The 24,842-nt window shown below is 61.0% G+C and carries 22 protein-coding genes and 1 pseudogene; 16 read left to right on the forward strand and 7 right to left on the reverse strand.

Translation table 11 applies throughout. The features are described from left to right. Positions 1–80 precede the first annotated feature (80 nt). Complete coding sequence (gene dcuC, locus ACTG27_RS09525) at positions 81–1,457, reverse strand: C4-dicarboxylate transporter DcuC (RefSeq protein ID WP_005350454.1); 1,377 nt, start codon at positions 1,455–1,457, stop codon at positions 81–83. Between the two features lie 285 nt (positions 1,458–1,742). Here dcuC and ACTG27_RS09530 point away from each other — a divergent pair, with 285 nt between their 5' ends. From ACTG27_RS09530 to ACTG27_RS09565, 8 genes are all read left to right on the forward strand, one after another. Beyond that, the gene (locus ACTG27_RS09530) at positions 1,743–2,057 is read left to right on the forward strand and encodes a hypothetical protein (RefSeq protein ID WP_005337929.1); all 315 of its coding nucleotides are present in this window, start codon (positions 1,743–1,745) and stop codon (positions 2,055–2,057) included. A gap of 317 nt (positions 2,058–2,374) precedes the next feature. Next, on the forward strand, positions 2,375–2,725 hold the full coding sequence (locus ACTG27_RS09535) for an ArsC family reductase (RefSeq protein WP_429218740.1): 351 nt from the start codon (positions 2,375–2,377) through the stop codon (positions 2,723–2,725). A 19-nt stretch (positions 2,726–2,744) separates the two neighbouring features. Further along, a complete protein-coding gene (dapE, locus tag ACTG27_RS09540; protein ID WP_139732458.1) occupies positions 2,745–3,872 on the forward strand; it encodes a succinyl-diaminopimelate desuccinylase in 1,128 nt (375 codons plus the stop codon). Then, positions 3,869–4,558, forward strand: coding sequence for a M15 family metallopeptidase (locus tag ACTG27_RS09545; RefSeq protein ID WP_439979567.1), 690 nt, complete (start codon positions 3,869–3,871; stop codon positions 4,556–4,558). The genes dapE and ACTG27_RS09545 overlap by 4 nt, the downstream gene beginning before the upstream one ends. Then, positions 4,555–4,701 carry a hypothetical protein gene (locus ACTG27_RS09550; protein ID WP_005337933.1) on the forward strand — a complete coding sequence of 49 codons (147 nt, stop codon included), beginning with the start codon at positions 4,555–4,557 and terminating at the stop codon, positions 4,699–4,701. The genes ACTG27_RS09545 and ACTG27_RS09550 overlap by 4 nt, the downstream gene beginning before the upstream one ends. Positions 4,702–4,981: 280 nt before the next feature. Then, positions 4,982–6,709, forward strand: a complete 1,728-nt coding sequence (locus ACTG27_RS09555; protein WP_236303262.1) for a potassium/proton antiporter — start codon at positions 4,982–4,984, stop codon at positions 6,707–6,709. Positions 6,710–6,752: 43 nt separating this feature from the next. Next, positions 6,753–7,856 carry a beta-N-acetylglucosaminidase domain-containing protein gene (locus tag ACTG27_RS09560; protein WP_439979568.1) on the forward strand — a complete coding sequence of 368 codons (1,104 nt, stop codon included), beginning with the start codon at positions 6,753–6,755 and terminating at the stop codon, positions 7,854–7,856. A 29-nt stretch (positions 7,857–7,885) separates the two neighbouring features. Then, entirely contained in the window at positions 7,886–9,094 is a 1,209-nt protein-coding gene (locus ACTG27_RS09565; protein WP_421323043.1) for a cation:proton antiporter, read from the forward strand. Positions 9,095–9,167: 73 nt separating this feature from the next. On the opposite strand, the gene ACTG27_RS09570 is transcribed toward ACTG27_RS09565, so the two are convergent. Then, the gene (locus ACTG27_RS09570) at positions 9,168–9,800 is read right to left on the reverse strand and encodes a LysE family translocator (protein ID WP_005344345.1); all 633 of its coding nucleotides are present in this window, start codon (positions 9,798–9,800) and stop codon (positions 9,168–9,170) included. 232 nt (positions 9,801–10,032) lie between these two features. On the opposite strand from ACTG27_RS09570, the gene ACTG27_RS09575 reads away from it, so the two are divergent. The 3 genes from ACTG27_RS09575 (at position 10,033) to ACTG27_RS09585 (ending at position 12,654) form a co-directional block, all read left to right on the forward strand. Further along, positions 10,033–11,655 carry a methyl-accepting chemotaxis protein gene (locus ACTG27_RS09575; protein ID WP_064338348.1) on the forward strand — a complete coding sequence of 541 codons (1,623 nt, stop codon included), beginning with the start codon at positions 10,033–10,035 and terminating at the stop codon, positions 11,653–11,655. 175 nt (positions 11,656–11,830) lie between these two features. Next, positions 11,831–12,361, forward strand: a complete 531-nt coding sequence (locus ACTG27_RS09580; RefSeq protein WP_005350438.1) for a DUF1523 family protein — start codon at positions 11,831–11,833, stop codon at positions 12,359–12,361. Next, on the forward strand, positions 12,358–12,654 hold the full coding sequence (locus ACTG27_RS09585) for a winged helix-turn-helix domain-containing protein (RefSeq protein WP_319920185.1): 297 nt from the start codon (positions 12,358–12,360) through the stop codon (positions 12,652–12,654). The genes ACTG27_RS09580 and ACTG27_RS09585 overlap by 4 nt, the downstream gene beginning before the upstream one ends. 86 nt (positions 12,655–12,740) lie before the next feature. On the opposite strand, the gene ACTG27_RS09590 is transcribed toward ACTG27_RS09585, so the two are convergent. Together ACTG27_RS09590 and rihA are read right to left on the reverse strand one after the other, a co-directional pair. Beyond that, positions 12,741–13,208 carry a hypothetical protein gene (locus tag ACTG27_RS09590; RefSeq protein ID WP_179903520.1) on the reverse strand — a complete coding sequence of 156 codons (468 nt, stop codon included), beginning with the start codon at positions 13,206–13,208 and terminating at the stop codon, positions 12,741–12,743. A gap of 33 nt (positions 13,209–13,241) precedes the next feature. Next, a complete protein-coding gene (rihA, locus tag ACTG27_RS09595) occupies positions 13,242–14,177 on the reverse strand; it encodes a pyrimidine-specific ribonucleoside hydrolase RihA (protein ID WP_439979569.1) in 936 nt (311 codons plus the stop codon). A gap of 239 nt (positions 14,178–14,416) precedes the next feature. On the opposite strand from rihA, the pseudogene ACTG27_RS09600 reads away from it, so the two are divergent. After that, positions 14,417–15,114 (forward strand): annotated as a pseudogene (locus ACTG27_RS09600) (RluA family pseudouridine synthase). Positions 15,115–15,254: 140 nt separating this feature from the next. Here ACTG27_RS09600 and udp read toward each other — a convergent pair. Then, complete coding sequence (gene udp, locus ACTG27_RS09605; protein ID WP_005337975.1) at positions 15,255–16,010, reverse strand: uridine phosphorylase; 756 nt, start codon at positions 16,008–16,010, stop codon at positions 15,255–15,257. 382 nt (positions 16,011–16,392) lie between these two features. Here udp and yiaY point away from each other — a divergent pair, with 382 nt between their 5' ends. The 3 genes from yiaY (at position 16,393) to ACTG27_RS09620 (ending at position 18,821) form a co-directional block, all read left to right on the forward strand. Next, a complete protein-coding gene (gene yiaY, locus ACTG27_RS09610; protein ID WP_005359322.1) occupies positions 16,393–17,544 on the forward strand; it encodes an L-threonine dehydrogenase in 1,152 nt (383 codons plus the stop codon). Positions 17,545–17,681: 137 nt separating this feature from the next. Then, on the forward strand, positions 17,682–18,020 hold the full coding sequence (gene bamE / locus ACTG27_RS09615) for an outer membrane protein assembly factor BamE (RefSeq protein WP_005337980.1): 339 nt from the start codon (positions 17,682–17,684) through the stop codon (positions 18,018–18,020). A gap of 171 nt (positions 18,021–18,191) precedes the next feature. Beyond that, complete coding sequence (locus ACTG27_RS09620; protein ID WP_439979570.1) at positions 18,192–18,821, forward strand: NAD(P)H-binding protein; 630 nt, start codon at positions 18,192–18,194, stop codon at positions 18,819–18,821. Between the two features lie 146 nt (positions 18,822–18,967). Here the strand turns inward: ACTG27_RS09620 and ACTG27_RS09625 are convergent, their stop codons facing one another. Both ACTG27_RS09625 and ACTG27_RS09630 read right to left on the reverse strand, forming a co-directional pair. Next, the gene (locus ACTG27_RS09625) at positions 18,968–20,662 is read right to left on the reverse strand and encodes a pyridoxal phosphate-dependent decarboxylase family protein (RefSeq protein ID WP_201942130.1); all 1,695 of its coding nucleotides are present in this window, start codon (positions 20,660–20,662) and stop codon (positions 18,968–18,970) included. 223 nt (positions 20,663–20,885) lie between these two features. After that, entirely contained in the window at positions 20,886–21,902 is a 1,017-nt protein-coding gene (locus ACTG27_RS09630; protein WP_439979571.1) for a lipoate--protein ligase A, read from the reverse strand. 430 nt (positions 21,903–22,332) lie between these two features. Here ACTG27_RS09630 and ACTG27_RS09635 point away from each other — a divergent pair, with 430 nt between their 5' ends. After that, positions 22,333–24,795, forward strand: coding sequence for a diguanylate cyclase domain-containing protein (locus ACTG27_RS09635; protein WP_439979572.1), 2,463 nt, complete (start codon positions 22,333–22,335; stop codon positions 24,793–24,795). Positions 24,796–24,842: the final 47 nt, after the last annotated feature.

Here is a 24,842-nt window from a genome sequence, read left to right on the forward strand (position 1 = left end):
CGACACAGTGAGAAAAAGGCGGGCAGCCATGCCACCCGCCCGACCGGTAAATTCCAAACACCACTACATAACCCACATCACTACATGAACAGCAGATAGTTGAGGGTCAACGCCGTCACCAGCGCCCCCGCCATCGGCACGCTGGTGCGCTTGACCACGGTAAAGGGCGATACCTTGGCAATCCCCGCACAGGCGATCAGTACCGCAGCGATGGGGGAGACGGTGCGGCCGATACTGGAAGCAAGCTGCATCGGCAGCAGCATGGTCACCGCCGGTACGCCAAACTTGGCTGCCACCGCCGGTGCCAGGGTCGAGAAGCTGAGGAACGCCGCGTTGCCGGAGCCCATGATGACCGCCGCCACCATGATCAGCGCCACCATCACCAGGGTCATCAGACCGCTGCCGATACCGGCATTGCTGGCAGAGTGCAGCAGGGTATCGATGGCGCCGATGGCCTTGAGGGATTCGGCAAACAGCTCGGCACAGACGATGAGCGCCACCACGGGGCCAAACACCTTGCCCATACCATCGAGGAAGCTCGACAGCCCCGCGAATGCGGTACGCACAGAGCGGCTACGCAGCAGCTCGCACAGCATGCCGATAAAGACCGACAGCAGCATGGCCACCTCCACGCTCATCTTGATGTCGCTCACCAGCAGCTTGGAGAAGGTCATCATCAGCACGAAGGGGATGATTGGCAGCAGGGCATACCAGGTGGGCGCCTGCACGCTCTCGGTGCCCTGTTCGTCCAGCTCGGCGTGATCGCCGCGATGGAGCGCAGGATCCCAGCCATCCTTGCGATCGCAGTGACGCTGCCAGAAGAAGTGCAGCACCATGGTCACCAGCAGCATGGGGGCCACCAGCCAGATCTGGTAGTCGACGAAATAGCTGGTCGGATCCATGCCGGATTGACCGGCGGAGAAGATGGCGTTGGTCTGGGTCGGGCCAATTTCAAACGCCTGGGAGGTGGCGATGACGCCACAGGCGGAGGCCGGGCTGATGCCGAGGTTGCGCATCACCGGATACATGGTGACCATCAACAGCAGGCCAAGGCCGGTGGCGGAGGTGACGAACAGAGAGACGAATACCGCCACCAGATAACAGATGGAGAGCATCAGGTAGCTGGACTGGATGCCCGCCACCGGTTTGACCGCCACCCGCACCAGCGCCTGGGAGGCCCCGATATGGGACATGTAGGTGGCAAAACCCGCCACCGCCATAATGGTGAGGCCGAGGCCCGCCGCGCGGTAGGAGAAGATCCCCTTGAACACTTCGAACAGGTCGAACAGGGCGAAGCCGGTGCTCTTGTCAGCGGGGAGAATGGGGTGCAGCCCCAACCAGTAGGCCACTGCAAAAATGGCCATGCCCGCCAGCGCCAACACCGCCTGCGGGTTGTAATCCTTGATAATGCCGTAGACCACGGCGACCAGAACGAGCAAGACGAATAAAAGTTCCAATATTCACTCCTGATAAATTTATCGAAGAGCGAAATCTAGTGATCTGACCACTGTTTGCCTTTGATCCCTATCAATAAAGGTGCCGTCACCGTGATTCATTAGCATAATATGTCGGCCATGTAACAATTTTTCGTTATTTCAACTGTCGGAAAACCTTTATCACCCCATATCCGGGAATTGTGTGACGCGACTCCCCTCTTTTTTGCGTTGGATCAACATATGACGGCGCCGAACTGGCGAAGATGCGCTTCGACATATAGCGACCATTTCGCGCCGGAGAGAGTTATGACAAGCCAAGCCACCGCAGGTGCTTCGACCTGCGACTACAAGCTGTGGGACATCCTCGTCGAGTCTGCAAAGGAACGCACTACCATTCGTTACTCCAAACTGGCCAAGCAGGCCGGGCTGGAGCAGTGCCAGGATGAACTGCGCACCCTGCTGCAACGCATCCGCATGTACTGCACCGAAAACAACCTGCCGATCCTCTCCGCCATCGTGGTGGACGACGTGGGCAAATACACTGGCCTCTCTTCCAGCCTGCCTGATGCACCCTGGGAACGGGCCCGGGTCTTTGACCATGAGTGGACCACCCTGCACTGATTGAGGTGCTTGATGATGCCGACCAAAACGCGCCCGCTGGCGCGTTTTGGCTATCTGGCGTTTGCCCTTTCTCTTTTTCTCCTGCAATAGCGGCTCTTCTCCCGCAATACCCAACCCCATCGGGCATACCCGCCGCACTGCTTCTGACCTTGGGCTCAAAATCGCCGTTCAGGTGTGACCAGTTCCTGTAAAACCCGCGAGCCGGACCATCGGCGTTGCCATGGGATTGCCACAATGCCAGAATCGGGCCCTTGCATTCTGTTGATTCGGATTTTCGGGCACGGCCACGGCCAGCGCCCACAAGAGAAGGACTCCCCATGGCCATCACCCTCTATGGCATCAAGAACTGCGACACCATCAAGAAAGCCCGCAAGTGGCTGGATGAGGCCGGTATCGACTACCGCTTTCACGACCACCGCGCCGACGGCCTGAATCCGGACGATCTGGACAGCTGGCTGGCAAAACTCGGCTGGGAAGCCCTGCTCAATAGTCGCGGTACCACCTTCCGCGCCCTGCCGGATGAGGCCAAACAGGGGCTCGACACCGCCAAGGCGCGCGCCCTGCTGCTGGAGCAGCCGGCCATGATCAAGCGCCCGCTGCTCGACCGTGAAGGCGAACTGACCCTGGGTTTCAAGGCTGATCACTACCAATCCCTCTTTTCCCGTTAAGGACAACTAAGGACAACTGATGTCGGATGTCATCGCACTGGCCAAGGATCTGATCCGCCGCCCCTCCGTTACCCCCCTCGATGAAGGATGCCAGACCCTGATGGCGGAGCGCCTCGCCAGGATCGGGTTTGTCATCGAGCCCATGGTGTTTGAGGACACCACCAACCTCTGGGCCCGCCGCGGCAGCGAGGGGCCGCTGTTCTGCTTCGCTGGCCACACCGACGTGGTGCCCGCCGGACCGCTGGACAAATGGCACACCCCGCCGTTCGAGCCGACCATCAAGGATGGCGTGCTCTACGGCCGTGGCGCCGCCGACATGAAGGGCTCGCTGGCTTCCATGGTGGTGGCGGTCGAGCGCTTCGTGGCCGAGCATCCGGATCACACAGGGTCCATCGCCTTTCTCATCACCTCCGATGAGGAGGGGCCCTTTATCAATGGCACCACCCGGGTGATCGACACCCTGGAGGCCCGTAACGAGAAGATCCGCTGGTGCATCGTCGGCGAACCCTCCTCCACCGCCGTGGTCGGGGATGTGGTGAAGAACGGCCGCCGCGGCTCCATCACCGGCGATCTGCTGGTGCGCGGGGTGCAGGGCCATGTCGCCTATCCCCATCTGGCTGACAACCCCATTCACAAAGCCGCGCCAGCGCTGGCGGAACTCGCCGCCACCGTGTGGGATGAGGGCAACGCCTACTTCCCCCCCACCAGCTTCCAGATCGCCAACATCTCGGCCGGCACCGGCGCCTCCAACGTCATTCCGGGCGAGCTGCAGGTACAGTTCAACTTCCGCTTCAGTACCGAACTGACCGACCTGGATATCCGCGAGCGGGTCGAAGCGCTGCTGGATAAACATGGCCTCGATTATCAGCTGAGCTGGACCCTCTCCGGCCAGCCGTTCCTCACCGACACCGGCGCGCTGCTCGATGCGGCCGTGGCGGCCATCGAGGCGGTGAACGGTCAGCGACCGGCCCTACTCACCACCGGCGGCACCTCCGACGGGCGCTTTATCGCCCCCACTGGCGCCGAGGTGATTGAGCTTGGCCCCGTCAACGCCACCATTCACAAGGTGAACGAGTGCGTGAAGGCGGACGATCTGGATCTGCTGGCGGACATGTACCAAGGGGTGCTCGAGAGATTGCTGGCATGACGCAGGAACAACTGCTGGGGCTCGACGAGAGCCACCTTATTCTGGTGGGGCGCGGCCCCCATCGTCTGACCGCTGCCACCGCCGCGGCCTTCAACGACATGCAGGTGGCAGCCGCCTATGAGGGGTTCAACCTGCAGGCGGCTTCCAGCTGGCGCAGCTTCGAGCGCCAGCTCGCCATCTGGAATGGCAAGTGGCGCGGCGAACGACCACTGCTCGATGCCAACAGCCAGCCCATCGATGCCCTGCAACTCGGCGATGAGGAGCGGCTGCACGCCATCCTGCGCTGGAGTGCCCTGCCCGGCACCAGCCGTCACCACTGGGGGACAGATCTCGATATCTACGACCCGGACTGCCTGCCAGCCGATACCAAACTGGCGCTGGAGCCCTGGGAGTATGAAGCCGGGGGCTGGTTTGCGGATCTCAGCGAGTGGCTCAGCGACCATATGAGCGACTTCGGCTTCTTCCTCCCTTATGCCAAACCGGTCGGGGCAGAGAGCGGGGTCGCCTACGAGCCCTGGCATATCAGCTTTTCGCTGGAGTCCGACGAGCAGCGACTCGATCCCGCGGCACTGGCGCTTTGTCTGCAACAGGTGGATATTGAAGGCAAGTCGACCATATTGGCCAACCTTGATGAAATTTTGGCCCGTTATGTCACCACCTGTCCTGACGAAAGGAAAATCCCATGAATCTCTGGCTGTGGATAGGGTTGCCGCTGCTGTTCCTGCTCGGGCTGTTTCTCAATGCCATCAAAGACATGAAACGGCTGGAGAAGCAGTTGCCCAACTACAAGGACAAGATCCGCGAAGTGAAGGATGACGAGGACGACTGAATCCCGCCCCCATCCCGTGGGGAGCGCCCTTGTGCTCCCCTCTCCCTCTGCTGTGCCGTTTCGCTTTTCCCCGCCCTCTCCTCCCTGCGCATCCTGAAATCGACGCTCCTTTGACTCCGCTTTCGTTAACCCCGTCACTGTCAGAATATGGCGCGGCCATGCAGAAAAAAGGGATGAAAAATGTAAGAAAGTGCAAATTGATGCACAAATAAGCCACACAAGGGGGGCCTAACTGCATATAATGTGCCTACTTTGCACATTACCAGGAAGGAGTTCGCCCTTGGATGCCGCTACCATCAACAGTTTCTTTTTTGTCGCTGCCCTGTTGGTGGGAGCCAGCGTACTGTTGAGCGCCCTCTCTTCCCGCCTCGGTATTCCCATTCTGGTTATCTTCCTCGCCGTCGGCATGCTGGCCGGTGAGGATGGCCCAGGTGGCATCCACTTCGCTGACTACTCCATCGCCTATCTGGTGGGCAACCTGGCGCTTGCCATCATCCTGCTCGACGGCGGCATGCGCACCCGGGTCTCCTCGTTCCGGGTGGCACTCTGGCCTGCCTTGTCGCTGGCGACGGTCGGGGTGGCTATCACCACCGGCCTGACGGGGCTCGCCGCTGCCTGGTTGTTTGACCTCAACCTGATGCAGGGGATGCTGATCGGCGCCATTGTCGGCTCCACAGATGCGGCAGCGGTCTTCTCCCTGCTTGGCGGACGCAGTCTCAACGAGCGGGTAAGCGCGACGCTGGAGATAGAGTCAGGCAGCAACGACCCCATGGCAGTGTTTCTTACCGTCACCCTGATCGAGGTGCTCGCCACCGCCCAGCAAGGGCTGGATGGGGGCTTCCTGCTGCTGCAACTGGTCAAGCAGTTTGGCCTTGGCGCCGGGATTGGCCTTGGCGGCGGCTGGCTGCTGTGGCGCCTCATCAACACCGCCCGCCTGGCGCCGGGGCTCTATCCGCTACTCACCGTCAGCGGCGGTCTGCTGATCTTCGCCCTCACCACGGCGGTGGGTGGCAGCGGCATTCTCGCCATCTATCTCACTGGTCTCTTGCTCGGTAACCTCGCCCTGCGCAGTCGCAGCACCACATTGTCGGTGCTGGACGGTCTGACCTGGCTCAGCCAAATCGGCATGTTTCTGGTGCTGGGGCTGCTCGCCTCACCCCACAAGCTGCTGCCCATCGCCCTGCCCGCGCTGGCGCTGGCGATGTGGATGATCCTGTTTGCCCGCCCGGTGTCGGTCTGGATCGGGCTGCTGCCGTTCAAGAACTTCGCCCCCCGCGAGCGCTGGTTTATCTCCTGGGTTGGCCTGCGCGGCGCCGTGCCCATCATTCTGGCGGTGTTCCCCATGATGGCAGGGCTGCCCAACGCCCAGCTCTACTTCAACGTCGCCTTCTTCGTGGTGCTGGTTTCGCTGATTTTGCAGGGCAGCTCGCTGCCGCTGGCCTCAAAACTGGCGCGGGTGGAGGTGCCGGCACCACCGTCGCCCATCAACCGCTCCGGGCTCGAGATCGATCTCGACAGCCAGTGGGAGACCTTCGTCTACCAGCTGGGGGAGGAGAAGTGGTGCATCGGCTCGCCGCTGCGGGATCTGCAGATGCCTACCGGCACCCGGATCTGCGCCCTGTTTCGTGGCCGCGAGCTGCTCCACCCCTCGGGCAGTACCTGTCTGCAGGCGGACGATATCCTTTGCGTCATCGGTCACGAACGTGACCTCCCCGCCCTCGGCCAGCTGTTCAGTCAGGCGCCGGAGCAGGATCTCGGCCCCCGCTTCTTCGGTGACTTCCTGCTGGAAGCAGCCGCGCGGCTGGAGGATCTCGCCCCTCTTTACGGGCTGGATGTGAGCGAAGTGGCGGATCAGACACTGGGCGATTTTATTGCCAGTCAGTTGGGCGATAATCTGGTGGTCGGTGACAACATCGAATGGCAGGGCCTGATCTGGACCGTGGCCGAAATGGACGAGAGCGTGCCGAGCAAGATCGGGGTGCGCTTTCAGGAAGAGGACCCGGTCTGACTGACCGTCCCGTATCAAGTCCCCAGCAAGAAGGGAGAGAGTTATGCCATATCAAAGTTTGCTGTCCGGCCCCCTGCCCCCCGCTGCCAATCTGGGGGTCATTGAAGGCTTTTTTGGCAAGGGATGGAGCTGGCAGGCCCGCGCCCGCTACGCCCAGTGGCTGCCACGCCACGGCTACGGTTTCTATATCTACGCCCCGAAAGAGGATGGCTATCTGCGCAAGCACTGGGCCCTCCCCTGGCCCGAGCAGCAGTTGGCCGATCTCGCCGAACTGGCGCGCCAGTGCCGCGCCAACGGGCTCGCCTTCGGGGTGGGCTTGAGCCCCATGGGGGCGCATCACGACTACGATCGCAAACGCTCGGCGCTGCTTGAGAAAGTGCGCCTCATCGACGAGATGCTCCAGCCCGATATTCTGGCGGTACTGTTTGACGATATGAAGGGGGATACCCCGGACCTGGCCCGTCACCAGCTCACCATCGCCCACGATATCGCGGCCCACAGCAAGGCAAGCCGCCTCATCTTCTGCCCCAGCTACTACTCGACCGATCCGGTGCTGGAGAAGGTGTTTGGCGCCATGCCTCCCCGCTATCTGGAGGAGCTTGGCGAACAGCTCGACCGCCGTTTCGAGATCTTCTGGACCGGCCCCAAGGTCTGCTCCAGCGAATATCCAGCCAGTCACCTCAAGCAGGTGACCGATCTGCTCGGCCGCAAGCCCTTCCTGTGGGACAACTACCCGGTTAACGATGGCAGCAAGGCGAGCAGCTACCTGCATCTGCGCGCCTTCGAGAATCGCCCTGCCGAGCTGGCAGAGCTGGTCTCTGGCCACGCGGTCAACCCGATGAAACAGGCAGCACTCTCCGCCCTGCCCCTCGCTACCCTGCCAATGAGCTACCGGCTCGGCAAGCAGTACGACCCCGACAAGGCGCTGCATGCCGCCCTCAACGCCACCTGCGGCCCGCAGATCTCGGCGATGATCGAGGCCGACCTACCGCTGTTTCAGGATCTGGGGCTGGCACAGCTCACCCCCGAGCAGATTGCCGCCCTCAAGGCGCGCTATCTGCCGTTTCGTGACCAATCCTGCGTCGACGAAATCGTGCGCTGGCTGGACGGGGAGTATGTGTTCGACCCCGACTGCCTGACCGATTAAACCGCCCCGCGGGGCTGGAAGGAGGTTGTATGGATGCACACCTGCTTTACCAGAATCTGGCGGTGATCGCCGCCTTCTTGCTGATCTACAGCCTGATCGCGGGGCGCTTTGAATCAAAACTGGTCAACGGCCCCCTGCTATTTCTGCTGACCGGCTGGCTACTGGGGCCGGGAGGGCTGGAGCTGCTCTCCCTCTCTATCGACAGCGCTGGCATCAAGCTGCTGGCCGAGCTGACGCTGGTTATCGTGCTGTTCAACGATGCCGCCAACACCAACTGGCAGGTATTGCTGGCCAACCGCCAGCTCCCCATCCGGCTGCTGCTGATTGGCCTGCCCCTCACCCTGCTTTGTGGCGCCCTGTTTGGCCACTGGATCTTCCCCGACCTGCCACTGCTGGAGATGGCTATCCTCTCCACCATTCTCGCGCCCACCGATGCGGCGCTCGGCAAGGCGGTGGTGAGCAACCCCGCGGTGCCTGCACCTGTGCGTGAAGGGCTCAATCAGGAGAGCGGCCTCAACGACGGCATCTGCGTACCGGTGCTGCTTCTGCTGCTGGCCCTTATCGCCCCCACCGAGCAACACGCAGGCACCGCCACTCTGGCCATCACCCTGATGCTGGAGGAGATCGGCATTGGCCTGCTGGTCGCCTTTGTGCTGACCAGCCTCACCATCCGGCTGTTGAAAATCTCCTATCTCAATGGCTGGCAACTGCCGCTCTGGCGTCAGCTCACCATGCCGGGGCTGGCCCTGCTCTGCTTTGCACTGGCCCAGACTCTCGGTGGCAGCGGCTTTATCGCCGCCTTCGTTGGTGGCCTGCTAATGGGACGCCGCCTCGGCGAGCACAAGCACGCCTATATGGACAGCTGCGAAGGCTACGGCGACCTGCTCTCCGTGGTGATCTGGATGGTGTTTGGCGCGACCCTGATGCCCATCCTGCCCGAGCTGCTGCACTGGCAATACTGGCTCTATGCCATTGCCAGCCTTACCTTGCTGCGGATGGTGCCGGTTTGGCTGAGCCTCATCGGTACCGGCCTCAAGCCCGAGCTCAAGCTCTTTATCGGCTGGTTCGGCCCGCGGGGCCTTGCCAGCATCGTCTTTGCGGTGATGGTGCTGCAAAACGAGCCAGCCCTGATTGGTCAGCGCCCCATCATCGCCACCGTGCTCTGCACCATCATATTGAGCGTCATCCTGCACGGCCTCACCGCCAACCCCTGGGTCGAGCGTTTCAAGCCTCGCTGAGCCACCCTGCGCCCATTAAAAATGCCACCGACCGGTGGCATTTTTCTTGTCTGGCGAGAGTCACTGACAGCTCTTACCCGAGCGCCAGCCAGACCCCCACCCCCAGCATCAGGGTACCGGCGATGCGGTTCATCAGGGTGACATTGCCGCTCTTGGCGAGGAAGTGGCGCAGAGTACGGCCACCGCTGGCGTAGAGCAACAGGCAGGAGAACTCGATGACCAGGATCAGCGCCACCAGCGCGCTGATCTGCGGCGCCATCGGCTTGTCGGCAGAGATAAAGGGGGGCAGCAGGGAGATCATGAAGGCCCACCCTTTGGGGTTGGCGATGGCGGTGACAAAGCCCTGCAGCGCCAACCCCATGGCGCTGGTCTGTTGACCGGCCGAGAGATCCGCCGGAATGGCCATCTTCCCTTTAGCCTGCCACATCTGGATGCCAAGCCACACCAGATAGGCGCCCCCCACATATTTGAAGGCGGCGAAGATCCCCGGATAGTTGAGCATGATGGCTGCCACCCCGATCACCGACAGCACCGAGACCAGCCCGACCCCGATCAGCTCCCCCCACATCATGTGCAGGGTTCGGCGCACCCCCAGGCTCATCCCCAGCGTCATCGACAGGGTCATGCACATGCCGGGGGTCACCGAGACAAAGAAAAAGGTCGGGATAAACAGAGCCAGAATGGCCGGATCGATCCAGCTGGACACAACACACCTCCATATGACGATAGCGGGAAATCACGAAAACGGGACAGGATTGACACAACCCAGCCAGTTGTACAACATATTCAGGGGATAAAGCGCTCAATCATGCCTAAATGGCTCCTTTCTCACAAGAAAAAACCTTTTCTTCAGCACATTTCAGCAATAAAAGCCTGTGACAGCTCCTGACGTGCATGTGTAAGATGTCGGCTCCTCCAATTCCGGATTAGAGCCATTTATGTCATTGAATAATCTATCAATACGTGTCCAGGTCTTGATACCTTTGCTGCTGGCCAGCCTGCTGATGATGGTGATGATCGCCATCAGCAAACAGGGTCTGGATGAAGCCATCAATGACATAGATGAGACGACCCAGAGCGTGGTCCAGCACAAGGACGATATTGCCAAACTGATCCACGCCACCTACCGGCTGCGCACCAGCGCCATCTATGGCCTCTACGATGCCAAGCTGTTTGCCGCTCTGCCCGCAAACCTCAACAGCGCCGAGCAGGAGATCAACGCCATCCTCGGCCGTCTGGTGCTTCCCGGTGCCGAGCAGGATAACCGTCAGGTCGCTGCCGCCCTGCAGGCCTACCTCAGCCATACCCGCAGCAACATGCTGCCGCTGCTTGCGCAAAAACATCAGGGTGGCGGCGATCCGGTCGCCTACGAGGCGGCTCGCCTCCATTTCCGCGAGCTGGGTGAACAGCTGATCAAACAGATCGACAGCATGTCCGCCCACATCAACCAGCTGATCCAGCAAGAGCTGGCCGAAGAGCAGGCCCACTACGACGCCACCCTGCTGCGTACCCTGCTGCTCACCGCCGGTACCCTGCTAGCGGCGCTGATCTGTGGCTGGGTCCTCTCCGGGCGCATCGTCAGCCCCATCGGTCAGTTGCAAGAGGTGATGCACGCCGTGGCGCAAGGGCGCTTCAACGTGCGCGCCAAAGCGGAGGGCAACAACGAGCTGACCCGTCTGGCCAAAGATATCAATCTCACTCTGGGGCAACTTGGTAGCACCATCGAGAGCCTGACCGGAATCAGCAACAGCGTCGCCTCCGCCGCCACCGAGCTGGCCGCCGTGATGACCCAGTCCGAGGCCAATGCAAAGCAGCAGCACAGCGAGATCGAACAGGTCGCCTCCGCCGTGACCGAACTCTCCAGCACCGCTGACAACGTCAACCACAACGCCGCCATCGCCGACGAGCTGGCGCGGGATGCCAATGGCCGGGTCGAACAGGGGCTCGCCCTCTTTACCGAAAGCATCGCCGCCAACAGCCGGATGGCGGGCAGTCTGGAAGATGCCGCCGCCATCGTGGCTCAGCTCAAATCCCAGTCCGAGCAGATCGGCAAGGTAATTGAAGTGATCCAAGGGATCTCCGAGCAGACCAACCTGCTGGCGCTCAATGCCGCCATCGAAGCGGCCCGTGCCGGTGAAACGGGTCGTGGCTTTGCGGTGGTGGCCGACGAGGTAAGAATGCTGGCGGCCCGTACCCAGGACTCCACCAAGGAGATCCAGGCCATCATCGAGCGGCTGCAGAGCCAGTCCCAATCCGCCAACAACGGCGTACAGGAGACTCTGGAGATCCTCAGCCATAACCAGCGCTTGTCCGCTCAGGTGCAGGATCTGCTAAGCGGCATTACCGGTGCCGTGCGCCAGATCAACGACGCCAACGCCCAGGTCGCCACCGCCGCCGAGGAGCAGTCCTGCGTTACCGCCGACATCAACCGCAACATCACCAATATTCACGAGATCGTGAGCCAGAGCTCCGCCGGCATCAGCCAGAGCGCCAGTGCCAGCAACGAGCTCTCCCAGCTCGCCGAGCAGCAACGCAAGCAGCTGGCCCAATTCCAGCTGTAAGCGCACAAAGTGAACCAGACAAAAAGGCCCGCAAGGGCCTTTCTTGTTGATGGAGCAATGGCTTTGTCTCTGTTTTAAACGCCATTTTTTGGCCGTTGGTGCCATAAGGGGCTGGGCTGAGGGGGCAAATGTGAGTATGGTAGAGGCACGTTACTCCCCCTCACGTGAGCACACCATGAGCCTGAGATTCAAGAAACCCGCTTTTATCGCCTTGGGGCTCATCGCCCTCATTTCCGCCGCCTGGCTCGACTACTACCTGCCGGAGCACACCATCGCTACCATCACCGGGGTCGAGGTGAAGCGCACCGACAAGGATGGCCCCATCAGCCAGAAGAACCCGGCTGACGGCCCCACCACCGATGTCTACTACATCTACACCGAGCGCCCCGGCGAGAAGATCCGGGTGTTTCGCAATGAAGATACCGAGTGGGGCTGGCCCTTCTACTTCAAATTCAACGCCGCCGACGTCCAGGCCAAGGCCAAGTCGATGGAGTTCGAGAAACGCCTGGCCATCATCACCTCCTACGGCTGGCGCGTGAACATGTTCTCCATGTTCCCCAACGTCACCAAGATCGAGAGCACAGAGCCTGACGCCTCCACCTGGAGCTTCTTCCGCTGGTTCTGGTTCGGCCTCTGGGCGCTGGTGATGGGCAAGGCAGCCATTGCGACCTGGCGCTACTTCGATCGTCTTGAGGACGAGCTATGAGTGAGCCGAGCAAGACCCGCACCAGCTTCTACCGGCGGCTCTACGTGGCCTGGCTGATCAGTCAGGGCACAGATACGGTGCCTGCCATCATGGAGGCAACCGGCATGCCGCGCCGCACCGCGCAGGATACCCTGACGGCGCTGGCCGAACTCGATATCAGCTGCGCCTTCGAGCAGACCGAGGGGGCTCGCCACCTGCAGGGGCACTACCGCATCAGCGACTGGGGGCCCATCAATCCGGCGTGGATCAAGGCTCAACTGCCGCTTATCAAGAAGACGCTGAGCTATCCCTGATCAGGGCGCTAAGCAACAATAAAAAAGAGGGGCCAGCCGGCAAGGCTGGCCCCTCTTTTTTCAGGCCAATGGCGTGACAGGTGGCCCTACTCGGGCATGGCCGAATCCTCAAGCTCCCCGTCAGACTCGCCGCGGGTGCAGTCGATGATGGAGCGCTTGGGGTTGTTGGGATCGCGCAAAAGCAGAGGGGCTGAGCCCTCGTCATGCTTCTGCTCGTCGCCAAACTCGCTGCCGTAGGCGTTGTGGGTCAACCGGCGGGCATTGGCGATGGGGGTATCGACAAAGAGAGCATGCACTTCGAAGCTGGAAGCGGGCACGATAAAGCCGACCACCGGCAAGCCGTGTAGCTCCTCGTGCACCTTGTACCAGGCAAAGCCGTCGCTCACCTTGTAGGGGGTGTAGTTGGCCAGTTGTAGATTGGCGGCCCTGCCCGTCTCATCCACATAGAGATCGGTAAATTCACAGGTCGCCAGCCCCTGCCACATCCGCTCGAATGGCGTCGCACAGCCTGTCAGTTGCAACCCGGCCAGCAGCACCAAGCCTCTCTTCCACATTCCCCGCCCCTTCTTGCAAAAATGAACCGGCGCTCAGTCAAACGCCCGCAGCCGCGTCACCAGCAGATCGATAAAGCCCGGACGATCCAGCCCCAACAATACCAGCGCATTGGCTGGCTTGCCGGTCAGACCATAACGATCCACCACCGTCATCCCCACGGAATGCACCCCGCTGGTCTCGATATCGACCCGGCACTCAACCCCGTGGAACAGCTCGGGAGCCAGCAACCAGGCAATGGTACAGGGGTCGTGCAGCGGCGCGCCAGCAAATCCCCACTTGGGATCCCGATGGTAGATCATGAAAAAATCGAGCAGACCGGCCACACACTGGGCCACCGGATTGGTGATGGCGCGTACCCGTTCGATATCCGCATCCATCACCTGCGCCTCATGAGTCACATCGAGGCCGCACATGGTGATGGGAATGCCCGACTTGAAGACCATATCGGCAGCTTCCGGGTCCACATAAATATTGAATTCCGCCGCCGGCGTCCAGTTGCCAGCCCCTGCGGCGCCCCCCATCAATACGATGCGGGCAATCTTGGGTTTGAGCTCGGGGTGAGCCGCCAACAGCAGGGCGATATTGGTGAGCGGCCCAGTCGGCACCAGGGTCACAGGTTCTAGGCTCTCGCGCAGACATTTGGCCATCAGCTCGATCCCCGTCATCCCCTGCGGCGCAAAGGCGGGATCCGGCAACTTGGGGCCATCGAGGCCCGACTCGCCGTGGACGTTGTCGGCGATGATCAACTCGCGGGCCAGCGGTTTCGGCGCCCCGGCCGCCACCGGAATATCGTCCCATCCCAGCAAGGTGAGGATGCGCAGGGCATTGTTGAGGGTCTTGTCCGGTGTCTGGTTGCCCGCGCTGGTGGTGACCGCCAGCACCTTCAGTTCAGGACTGGCCAGCGCCAGAATCAGGGCGATGGCGTCGTCGTGGCCGGGATCACAATCGAGAATAACGGGCAGTGCCATGGAGAGACTCCTTACAACATCAAAGGGAGCCCTACCTTAGCAAGCTCGCGGCGGCTGAACTCGGGAGGGGGTCACAAAACGGTTCCTGATTTTTTTCAATCAGTTACCTTCGCACTGTCACAGCCGGCCAGCAGCAGGCCGCAATGAGGGAATGGTGTGGCGAGCGTATCCGCTACGCCGATTCGCGCCTTACCCGCCACTTGGGTATGATGGCCCCCCGTTTTCTGCCCGTGTGCCCTATGTCCGTTATCGTCGACACCTTTATCGCCCCACCTTGCAGTGCCGCCATCGAGATCCTGTTCGAGGATGAACACCTGCTGCTCATCAACAAGCCGAGCGGCCTGCTGAGCCTCTCGGGCAAGAATCCGCAGAACCTCGACTCGGTTCACTATCGCCTGGTGCAGGATTACCCCGGCTGCACCCTGGTGCACCGCCTAGATTTTGGCACCTCGGGTCTCATGGTGGTGGCCAAAAACAAGGCCATCAATGCCCTGCTCTGTCAGCAGTTCAGTCTGCGGGCGGTGAGCAAGGCCTACAGCGCCCTGCTCTGCGGCCATCTGGCTAACGACGAAGGGGTTATTGACGCCCCCATCGCCAAGGATCCGGCCATTTTCCCGCTGATGAAGATCTGCGCCACCAGCGGCAAACCCGCCCGCTCCCGCTATCAGGTGGTTGAACGGCTGGAGCAACAGATGCAGGGACAAACCGTGCCTTTGACCCGGGTACGACTGGCGCCGGAGACCGGCCGCACCCATCAGCTGCGCGCATTCACAGCCAGCTGCTGGGCCACCCCATCCTCGGTTGCGATCTCTATGGTGGCCTGCTGCCGCCCGGCTGCGAACAGGCACCGCGGCTGATGCTGCATGCCAGCGAGCTGGATTTTACTCATCCGGTGAGCGGCGAGCCGATGCAAGTGCGCTGTCCAGCGCCGTTTTAGAGCCAATAGGGAGAGACAACCAGCGCAAGTGCGACGGGATCAGTGAAAGGCGTGACGGGAGAGGAAAAGCGGCAAACGGCGGATAAAGATAGGGGCCGCGCTTTCGCAACGGCCCCCACCCCCCACTCTTTGTGGTGCTATCAGATCAGCTTGCGGGCAGCGCCCAGTACGATCTTGATGGCATCAGATTCGGTCTTCGCCATGGTCTCGGCGTTCGGGATCTCTTGCTGGGTACGGTTGACGATAACGCCGGCCACCATACCGGCACGCAGGCCCTGGCTGGAGCACATGGTCAGCAGGGTTGCGGACTCCATCTCATAGTTCAGCACGCCCATGGCTTGCCACTCTTTCATGGAACCCTGGAAACGGCTCACTACGCGGCCGGATACGGTGTCGTAACGCTCCTGACCCGGGTAGAAGGTGTCAGAGGATGCAGTCACACCGATGTGCAGCTTGGAGCCCATCTCTTTGGCGGTGTTCACCAGCGCGGTGGTGCAGTCGAAGTCGGCAACAGCCGGGAACTCCATCGGTGCGAAGTGCAGGCTGGCACCGTCGAGGCGCACGGAACCGGTGGTCACGATCACGTCACCCACGTTCAGGTGCGGCTGGATGGCGCCGGTGGTGCCGATACGCAGGAAGGTGCGGATACCCAGCTGGGCCAGCTCTTCCACTGCGATGGAGGTGGACGGGCCACCGATACCGGTAGAGCAGATGATCACGGCCTTGCCGTCCATCTCGCCGCGCCAGGTAGTGAATTCACGATGGCTGGCCAGGTGCACCGGGTTATCCAACAGCTCTGCGATACGCTTCACGCGCTCGGGGTCACCGGGGACGATCGCCAGGGTGGCGCCTTGCAGATCCGCTTTCTTCAAACCCAAGTGAAATACATCAGACATATTGGACTCCTGGTTGCCCCCTGCCAGCATGGTCAGGGCACAAGTTAAGATGATTCTTTATGATACTTTCAAGCCTTTACCCCCCTCTTCGGGGAGGCGCCAACTATGGTCGAAAGCGCTTTCCAATTCCTTGAAGCGCCTCACACTTCCACGCATTGACAGTGACAAACATTGTGCAAAACGTTTGCTAACTCAATGAAATAATTGACAAACGTTTTTCTGCAAATCGAGTCAGATGCGGGAAAGTCAAGCCTGGTTCAGCGCTTAATTAACGACTCGTGATCGACCCCGTAAAGTTGTAAACAAGATGCTTTTGTATCCCTTTCTAGATGGTAGCCTAGCTCTTAACTACCACTTAATGGCTAACTATAGGAAGTCCATCATGGCTACATTCAAGTTCTATATTCCCGCTATCAACCTGATGGGTGCCGGCTGTCTGCAAGAGGCTGCCGCCGATATCAAGGGTTACGGCTATCGCAAGGCGTTGATCGTCACCGACAAAATTCTCAACCAGATCGGCGTGGTCGCCAAGCTCACTACCCTGTTGGCTGAACATGGCATTGAAAGCGCTGTTTTCGATGAGACCAAACCCAACCCCACTACCAGCAACGTCGAAGCGGGTCTGGCGATGATCAAGGCCAACGGCTGCGACTGCGTCATCTCGCTGGGTGGCGGCTCGCCCCACGACTGCGCCAAGGGCATCGCGCTGGTCGCCGCCAACGGTGGCAGCATCAAGGATTACGAAGGGGTGGATCGCTCCGCCAAACCGCAACTGCCGCTTATCGCCATCAACACCACCGCCGGTACCGCCTCCGAGATGACCCGCTTCTGCATCATCACCGACGAAGCGCGCCACGTGAAAATGGCCATCATCGACAAGCACGTTACCCCGCTGATGTCAGTCAACGATCCCGAGCTGATGTTGGCCAAGCCGGCTGGTCTGACCGCCGCCACCGGCATGGATGCCCTGACCCACGCCATCGAGGCCTATGTCTCCACCATCGCCACCCCGGTGACCGATGCCAGCGCCGTGATGGCCATCGAGCTGATTGCCAAGCACCTGCGCACCGCCGTTCACCACGGCGATGACCTGCATGCCCGCGAGCAGATGGCCTACGCCCAGTTCCTGGCCGGCATGGCCTTCAACAACGCAAGCCTGGGCTACGTGCACGCCATGGCCCACCAGCTGGGCGGTTTCTATGACCTGCCCCACGGTGTCTGCAACGCCGTGCTGCTGCCCCACGTTCAGGCGTTCAACGCCCAGGTGAGCGCGGCTCGTCTGAAGGATGTGGCCCGCTACATGGGGGTAGACGTGAGCGCCATGAGCGACGAACAAGGCGCCGCCGCGGCCATTGCCGCCATCAAGCAGCTGGCGCTGGATGTGAAGATCCCAGCGGGTCTGGAGCAACTCGGCGTCAAGGCCGATGACTTCGATACCCTGGCCAGCAACGCCCTGAAAGATGCCTGCGGCTTCACCAACCCGAAACAGGCGAGCCACGAAGAGATCGTCGCCATCTTCCGCGCGGCGATGTAAAGGCCACCGGATTGCCAGAAAGGGTCGCAGTGCGGCCCTTTTTATTGGCTGATGGATCAATGGCTTTTTACTTCCGTGGAGGGAGTCGGTATGATTTGCCGAGCCAAAAAAGACTGTATGGATGATCTGAACTCGATATGCGGATGAAACACCTGATTGCCGCGGCTTTGACCGCCCTCACCCTCTCCGGTTGCAGCCTGGTCTATCGTATCGATATTCCCCAGGGCAACTATGTGGAACAAAAACAGGTCGACAAACTGCGCCAGGGGATGACCCGCGAGCAGGTCAGCTATGTACTGGGAACCCCCATGCTGCGTGACGGCTTTGACCCCAACACCTGGTACTACCTCTATGAATTCCAGCCGGGCCACGGCGACAAGGAGCGCAAAGAGCTCACCGTCACCTTCGCCAACGACAGGCTGACCACAGTGACGGGTGACTTCCCGCTGCCAGCAGCCTTCAATACCCCGCTCTGATATCCCGCAAAACCGGCCTCGCGCCGGTTTTGTTTTATCAAGCCCCGCGTAATTCATCCTGCCCGACAACACTGAGTCATTTCTCCCCATTGCAGCTACCCGCAAATTGCCTGATGCTGATGAGCAGCCACCATGGCATCAACACCATCGAATGACACAGGGAGAATCCCCATGAGCCGGATCCTGATTGCCGGAGCCAGCGGCCTGATCGGTCGCGAACTGGTGCAGCAACTGCCTGCCGAACATGAACTGACCCTGCTCTGTCGCAAGCCGGGCAAGGAGGCGCACCACTGGCTGCCGGTCAATTTTGATAATCTGGCCAGCGTCACCCTCTCCCGCCCGGTCGATATCGCCTTCTGTGCCCTTGGTACCACCCGCAAGGAAGCGGGCTCTGCCGAGGCGTTTCGCCGGGTCGATCTCGACTATGTGATCGCCTTTGCCGAACTGGCCCGCCGCCACGGTTGTCAACGGCTGATCGTGGTCTCGAGCATGGGAGCCAGCGCATCGTCCCCGGCTCTCTATCCGCGTACCAAGGGAGAGATGGAGCAGGCCCTGCTGGCCCAATCCTGGCCACGGCTCGCCATCGTGCGGCCCGCCATGCTGCTCGGAGATCGCCAGCCACCGCGCCTCTCCGAGCAGATCTTTCAGACCATCTACCCGCTGTTTCGGCCGCTGCTGGTGGGCAAGCTCGCCCGCTGGCGCGCCATCGAGGCCCGTCAGGTGGCCCGCGCCATGATCGCCCTCTCGAAACTGCCCGCCGGGTGCGAGATTGTCGAAAACGAGCAACTGCTGGCTCTCTGAACCCGACCTTCCCCACTACTTAAGCTCTATGCCGTAAAAACAGCAGGGCAAGCCAATTGGCTTGCCCTTTGTCTATCTGTTGGCGTGATACACCCCAACCATCTTTTGCCACCATTGACCGCGCTCGGCAGTCAGGGCAACCGCCATCAACCGCGAATATGGTCGATAAAGGCGTCGATCTGCTCGCGGGTGCAGGCGGGGTTCATAAAGACGGCCTTCTCCCCTGCGATGTAGGAATATTTGCCCCGTGCGTCATAGTCGGAATGGGCCACCGCCTCCACCCAGTTGGTGTAGAGCCCCACCTTGCCGCGCCCCTTGAACAGGCTGCGGTGGTAGTCAGTGTTGCGCTGCAGTCGCGCCTTGTAGACGGGATCGCTGGAGCGGGCCAGCTCGAAGGCGAATTCGGCTTCCGGATCGCTCACCCACTCGGGGTTGTAGATCTTGAAGCCGACGCTCGGCCCCTGATTCTCCTGCGCCACCAGCTTGACGTTGCCAAGCTGACTCAGGCGATAGCGGAAGTAGTTGGCATTTTGCAGGCAGTGGGCCAGCACGGTGCGATACCCCTCGACCCCCATGTAGTTGAGCGCCGCATAGGCACCGAACAGGCCGCTCGCGCCACGGGAGCACTCGATGGTGGATTGCAGGTGGGTCTGGCCCTGAATGTCCCGCTCGAAGTAGGAGAAGTTCTCCGGGTCATTCTCCATCGCCTTGAGGTCATCCTGCTCCTTGATCATCACCAGACTGGAGGTGTAGGGCACATAGCCCCACTTCTGGAAGTCGACGGTGAAGGAGTCGGCATATTTGAGCTCGGCAAAGCGCGCCACGTTGCGCTCAATCCCCGCAAGAGTTGCGCTGTTGATGGCGAGCGGGTTGACGGCAAAGTCGTAACCCAGGAAGAAGATCATCGACCAGCCGATGGCGGCATCGACGTGGATATGGGGCTTGACCGTCACCTCGAACTGCTCGCAGAGGCGATTGCGCAGCTCGAACACGGGTTTCACCTGATCCACCCCGAAAGTGTCGGTGGTGCCCATGGTGAGCATGATGGTCGGCACCACGTGTTTCAGGGCAAAACAGGCGGTCAGGGTGCGCTCAAGGTGGTCAAGATCGATGTCATTGTTCTCGCCGACCTGAATCCGGATGGTCTTGTTCTCGATGTCGACCCCAAGCAGGGAGAGGTTGGTGATGTTGGAGTAGTGACCGCCCTGGGAGTTGATGATGCGGTAATCCTGATAGTGGCCTAGCCCCTTGTGCTTGGCCTCCGGCAAGGTTTTGCGAATGCCGAGCAAGTAGCCATAGAGGTTACAGAAGGTCCCTCCCTGGGTGAAGATGCCGGTGGCCCGCTCGGGGTCATAGCCTGCCAGCAGCGCAATCTGGCGCACCACCTTCTTCTCCAGCTCCTCGGCCACTCCGGCGTATTCGGAGTAGACCAGATTGGGGTTGGCCAGAATGCCCAGCTGGGCGCCGTAGATGGCGGGATCCGCTGACATAGTGATGACGTTCTCGACGCTGGAGGGGTTCTCCCAATCCTTCGATAGAGCGGCGGCAAACAGCAGCTCGGCCATCGGCTCGCCCGGGGTGCGCATGGTGGCGGGCACCGGCATGGTCTCGCAGAGATCGGCCAGGCGGGCGCGGCCATCAGGCCAGGCATTCAAACGGGCATCGGGAGCCAGGCCACGGGCCCGAAATTCGTTGAGGGTGGCAAATCCGGGTTCGCGAAAAACGGGCCAGAGATCGGGATTGCGCGAGAAAAAGTTGGCTTTGACGGTGGCGAAACGGGCGGAGAAATCGGGATGGACGGCATTGACGCTTTCGTCTTGCAGATAAACTAAGTCACTCATTTTTATACCATTAGTACAGCAAATGTGCGGCCGTTATACCCCTGTACCAGCGGGGCCGACAGTGACAATATCTAATGGCCTACCCTACTTTTTGTCATGTATCAGCCATCACAAGGGCTGGCAAAAAGGCGCCTTTGAGGCGCCTCTTTATATTTCGTGATCTTGCTCCCATCCTGGCTGACAGAGTCCTTACTACCAGACCACCATCAGCGCAGCGTCCACCTCAACGCAGGGAGGCCAACAGCCACTCGGCAAACTCCGCCAGCTCGCTCTGCTGCTGCGGGAAGGCCGCCAGCCAGGGCTGCAGGCGCGCGGCAACAGCGTCCGGCCGATAGCCGCAACCCGCCAGTTCGGCCGCCAGCAGATCAAACGGGGCCGGCTCCAGAGTATCGCTAAAGAGCTGCGCCCGGGTGATGACCCCTTTCTCCACATCAAAGTGCAGCTCCACCCCGCCCCAGCTGAACCGCTCCTCCAGCAGATGGCTGAACGCCGGGGCATGGCCATAGTTCCACTCCCAGCTGCGCTGGCGGGCGAAGGTCTCGGCAAAGCCCGGCAGATCCGGCATCTGCTCCGGGGAGATATGCTCGGGCTCAACTCGCGCGCCGTAATGGTGGAAGAAGGCCTCCTGCAGCGCCTCGCTCACCTGTTGATGGTCGATCCCCGGCAGCAGTTCGCACAGATTGGCCACCCGGCTGCGCACCGAGGTGATCCCCTTGGCCGCCAGCTTCTTGGGGTCGGGGTTGAGATAGTTGGCAAGGCGGCCGAGATCGGCATCCCGCAGCAGGGTGCCGTGGTGAAAACCGCGATCCAGAGTCTCCCGATAGGCCGACCCCGATACCTTGCGCTCCCCGTCCGGGGTGGCCACCAGCAGATCGTTGCGACCAGAGGCAAACGCCTCGATCCCCAATCGCTTGAGCCCGTCCAGCACGATGGCGGTGGAGACGCTCTTGTCATACTCCGGCTTGCCCGCCATGAAGGTGAAGCAGCTGTTGCCAAGGTCGTGGAACACGGCGCCGCCACCGCTGCTGCGACGCGCCAGGGTCACCCCGTCCTCTTCCATGCGGCGGGTATTGCACTCCTTCCACGGGTTCTGGGCACGGCCAATCACCACGGTATTGGCATTGCGCCAGAGGAACAGCACCCGCTGGCCGGGGTCCATCTGGCGGAAGATGCACTCCTCGACGGCCAGATTGAACAGGGGATCGTGAGAGTCGGAGACAAGCAGACGCAAGCGGGACATAAAAAGACCTTATCCGGAACTGGGGGCAGCATGATAACACTGACGGGGTACCATCACTGAGCTGTCGCACATTAACCGGTGCGCAGCAGCCGCGATACATTTGTGTCACACCTGACTGCCCCATAAAAGTATCTATTGATATAACGACACAGCTTGACGTGCAACCACGAAAAAAATGCAGTCAAGCCACAATGACAGCAATAAAAACGGGAAAAAGTGGCTAGAATGCGACCACTTCGATAGGCCATATGACTCTCTTATTGGTCACATAACTTGCAAAAAAACGGCATGTATCCATCCCGTGTGATGAATGACACAAAAATGACTTTCCAACCCCCCTATACCCCATTGCAAACGCCTTTTCTCCCCTTGCAGGTGACACAAAATTGCTTGAATCTAGCCTAGACACCGCTCCCGAGAGAAACGTTGTATGACGGAGAACGCAGCCCCCCGCCAGCCCCTCAGCTGGTTTATGCCAATGCTGGTCAGTATGGTCATCGCGACCCTGACCTCTCCCCCCGTGCGAGCCGGCGAGCAGGTCATCGTCCAGTTGCCGTGGCAGCACCAGTTCCAGTTTGCCGGTTACTACGCGGCCATCGCCAAAGGGTTTTATCGGGAGGCCGGTCTGCATGTCACCTTGCGTGAAGCGGACTCCCGCACCGATGTGGTCAGCGAGGTGATCTCGGGAAAGGCCCAGTTTGGCATCAGCGGCAGTGATCTGCTGCTGGATCGGGCTGCCGGTCGTCCGGTGGTGGTGCTCGCCGCCCTGCTGCAGCACTCGCCGCTGGTTCTGCTCACGCTGGATCGGCCAGATATCCGCAACCCGGCCGATCTGGCCAACAAGCGACTGATGCTGGAGCCGGGCTCCAACGAGCTGCTGACCTACCTTTCTCACCAGACCCGCAGCCGCGACTGGGTCACCCTCCCCTACAAACAGGGGATACAGGCACTGCTGGCGGGCAAGGTGGATGCCATCAGCGCCTACAGCACTACCGAGCCCTTCTATCTGCAGCAAAGAGGCATCCCCTATCGGGTCTTCAGTCCGCGCACCATCGACTTCGACTTCTACGGCGACAACCTGTTTACCTCCGAGCGGGAGCTGATCACCCGACAGGATCGGGTCTACGCCTTCCAGCAGGCCAGCCTCAAGGGGTGGCGCTATGCGATGGACCACCCCGAAGAGATGATCAACCTCATCATGGAGCAGTACCCGACCGGGGCTGGCCGTGAACAGTTGGAGTTCGAGGCGCGCGAAACCAGAGAGCTGATGCAACCGGACCTGATCGAACCTGGCTACATGCAGCAGGAGCGCTGGCTGCAGATCGCCAAAACCTATCTGGAGGCAGGCATGCTCACGGTATTGCCCAACCTCGACCGCTTTATCTACGACCCTGCGCAGGAGCGGCTACGCCAGCAACGGCAACTGCTCGACAAGAGCGTGGCGGTGGCCATGCTCATCACCTTTACCCTGATGACCCTGCTCGGCATCTTCTTGCACCTCTATCTGCGCCTGCGCCAGGAGGCGCGGGATCGCCAGCGGCTGACCCGTGAACTGGCCCAGAGCGAGCAACACTATCGCTTCGTGGCGGAGAACAGCGCCGATGTGATCTGGACCATGGATGCCGCCAGCTTGCGCTTTCGCTATGTCAGCCCGGCCATCGCCCCTCTGAGCGGCTACGAGGCCCCCGAGCTTTTTGCCCTGCCCCTCAAACAGCTGCTGCCCGATGCCTCAAGGCAACTGCTGCGCGAGGAGATCTCCGCCACCCTGGAGGCCTGGCAGCGGGGGGAACATGACCAGACTCGCCGGGTCATTCGCACCCAGCTGCGCCACAAGGATGGCCATCTGGTGGCGACCGAGACCATCACCACCCTCCATGGCAACCACAATGCCCAGCCGGAGGCGATCCTCGGGGTCACCCGGGATATCACCGAGCGGGCAGCGCGAGAGGAGATGATGCGCCGCCTCGCCTTCTACGACCCCCTCACCGGGCTGCCCAATCGCCGCTTGCTGCAGCAACGGCTCAAGGAGCTGATGGAGCAGGAGACGCCCCGTCCGCTGGCATTGATGTTTATCGATCTCGATCACTTCAAACCGATCAATGACACCTTCGGCCATGAGACCGGGGATATTCTGCTCAATATGGTGGCCGAGCGGATGAGCCACTGCGTGCGCAAACAGGATCTGGTGGCACGGCTGGGGGGCGACGAGTTCGTTATCTTGCTGCCGGAGAGTGGCGACGAAGTGCTGGCGGTGGCCGACAAGCTGCACCAGCAGCTGCGCCATCCGTTCCAGCTGGAGGGGCAGGAGCTGCTCATCTCCAGCAGTATCGGGCTGGCGCTCTATCCCGAGCACGGGGAGGATGCCAAAACCCTGATGCACCACGCCGATCAAGCCATGTATCAGGCGAAGAATCGCGGCCGCGGCCGGGTCTGCCTCTTTACCGAGGGCCTTGATCCCGAGCAGGGCGCCCTGCTGTGGCAACCCGGCCACGAGTGCGGTCACCCGCGCATCGATGCCGAGCATCGCCAGCTCTTCGTATTGACTAACCGGCTGCTGGAGCGGATGAAAGATCAGCACGAGGAGCCGGCCCCGTTTCTGGAGAGTCTGGAGAGCCTGTTCGACATGGCCCGCCATCACTTCGCCTTTGAAGAGCAGATGCTGGCGGAGATCGACTATCAGGAACTCGTCAGCCACCGTCAGGATCACCAGCGCCTGCTCAACAAGGCTGGCCAGCTGCTGCACGCCGCCAAGGCGGGAACACTGGGCAACGACGAGTTGCTCAACTTCATCATTCAGGAGCTGGTAGTCGGCCACATGAGTCAGGCGGATCGCCGCTACTTCCCTCTGTTCAGATCTGAGCGCTGCGTGCCGGTTGCGGAGGTGGTCACCTAGTCCCCCCTGTTCAGCCCCGAGCGTAACGCGCCTCTTGCGAAAGGGGC

Source organism: Aeromonas sp. 97A (assembly GCF_051919185.1).
GTDB lineage: Bacteria > Pseudomonadota > Gammaproteobacteria > Enterobacterales > Aeromonadaceae > Aeromonas > Aeromonas veronii.

Excerpts from the sequence above, each read along its gene's own strand:
- ACTG27_RS09580 (WP_005350438.1), top strand. The coding sequence starts at position 11,831 with ATGAGCCTGAGATTCAAGAAACCCGCTTTTATCGCCTTGGGGCTCATC.
- ACTG27_RS09585 (WP_319920185.1), top strand. The coding sequence starts at position 12,358 with ATGAGTGAGCCGAGCAAGACCCGCACCAGCTTCTACCGGCGGCTCTAC.
- ACTG27_RS09575 (WP_064338348.1), top strand. The coding sequence starts at position 10,033 with ATGTCATTGAATAATCTATCAATACGTGTCCAGGTCTTGATACCTTTG.
- ACTG27_RS09590 (WP_179903520.1), bottom strand. The coding sequence starts at position 13,208 with ATGTGGAAGAGAGGCTTGGTGCTGCTGGCCGGGTTGCAACTGACAGGC.
- ACTG27_RS09625 (WP_201942130.1), bottom strand. The coding sequence starts at position 20,662 with ATGAGTGACTTAGTTTATCTGCAAGACGAAAGCGTCAATGCCGTCCAT.
- dapE (WP_139732458.1), top strand. The coding sequence starts at position 2,745 with ATGTCGGATGTCATCGCACTGGCCAAGGATCTGATCCGCCGCCCCTCC.
- udp (WP_005337975.1), bottom strand. The coding sequence starts at position 16,010 with ATGTCTGATGTATTTCACTTGGGTTTGAAGAAAGCGGATCTGCAAGGC.
- ACTG27_RS09635 (WP_439979572.1), top strand. The coding sequence starts at position 22,333 with ATGACGGAGAACGCAGCCCCCCGCCAGCCCCTCAGCTGGTTTATGCCA.
- yiaY (WP_005359322.1), top strand. The coding sequence starts at position 16,393 with ATGGCTACATTCAAGTTCTATATTCCCGCTATCAACCTGATGGGTGCC.
- ACTG27_RS09630 (WP_439979571.1), bottom strand. The coding sequence starts at position 21,902 with ATGTCCCGCTTGCGTCTGCTTGTCTCCGACTCTCACGATCCCCTGTTC.
- ACTG27_RS09560 (WP_439979568.1), top strand. The coding sequence starts at position 6,753 with ATGCCATATCAAAGTTTGCTGTCCGGCCCCCTGCCCCCCGCTGCCAAT.
- bamE (WP_005337980.1), top strand. The coding sequence starts at position 17,682 with ATGCGGATGAAACACCTGATTGCCGCGGCTTTGACCGCCCTCACCCTC.
- ACTG27_RS09535 (WP_429218740.1), top strand. The coding sequence starts at position 2,375 with ATGGCCATCACCCTCTATGGCATCAAGAACTGCGACACCATCAAGAAA.
- ACTG27_RS09620 (WP_439979570.1), top strand. The coding sequence starts at position 18,192 with ATGAGCCGGATCCTGATTGCCGGAGCCAGCGGCCTGATCGGTCGCGAA.
- rihA (WP_439979569.1), bottom strand. The coding sequence starts at position 14,177 with ATGGCACTGCCCGTTATTCTCGATTGTGATCCCGGCCACGACGACGCC.
- ACTG27_RS09545 (WP_439979567.1), top strand. The coding sequence starts at position 3,869 with ATGACGCAGGAACAACTGCTGGGGCTCGACGAGAGCCACCTTATTCTG.
- ACTG27_RS09550 (WP_005337933.1), top strand. The coding sequence starts at position 4,555 with ATGAATCTCTGGCTGTGGATAGGGTTGCCGCTGCTGTTCCTGCTCGGG.
- ACTG27_RS09530 (WP_005337929.1), top strand. The coding sequence starts at position 1,743 with ATGACAAGCCAAGCCACCGCAGGTGCTTCGACCTGCGACTACAAGCTG.
- ACTG27_RS09565 (WP_421323043.1), top strand. The coding sequence starts at position 7,886 with ATGGATGCACACCTGCTTTACCAGAATCTGGCGGTGATCGCCGCCTTC.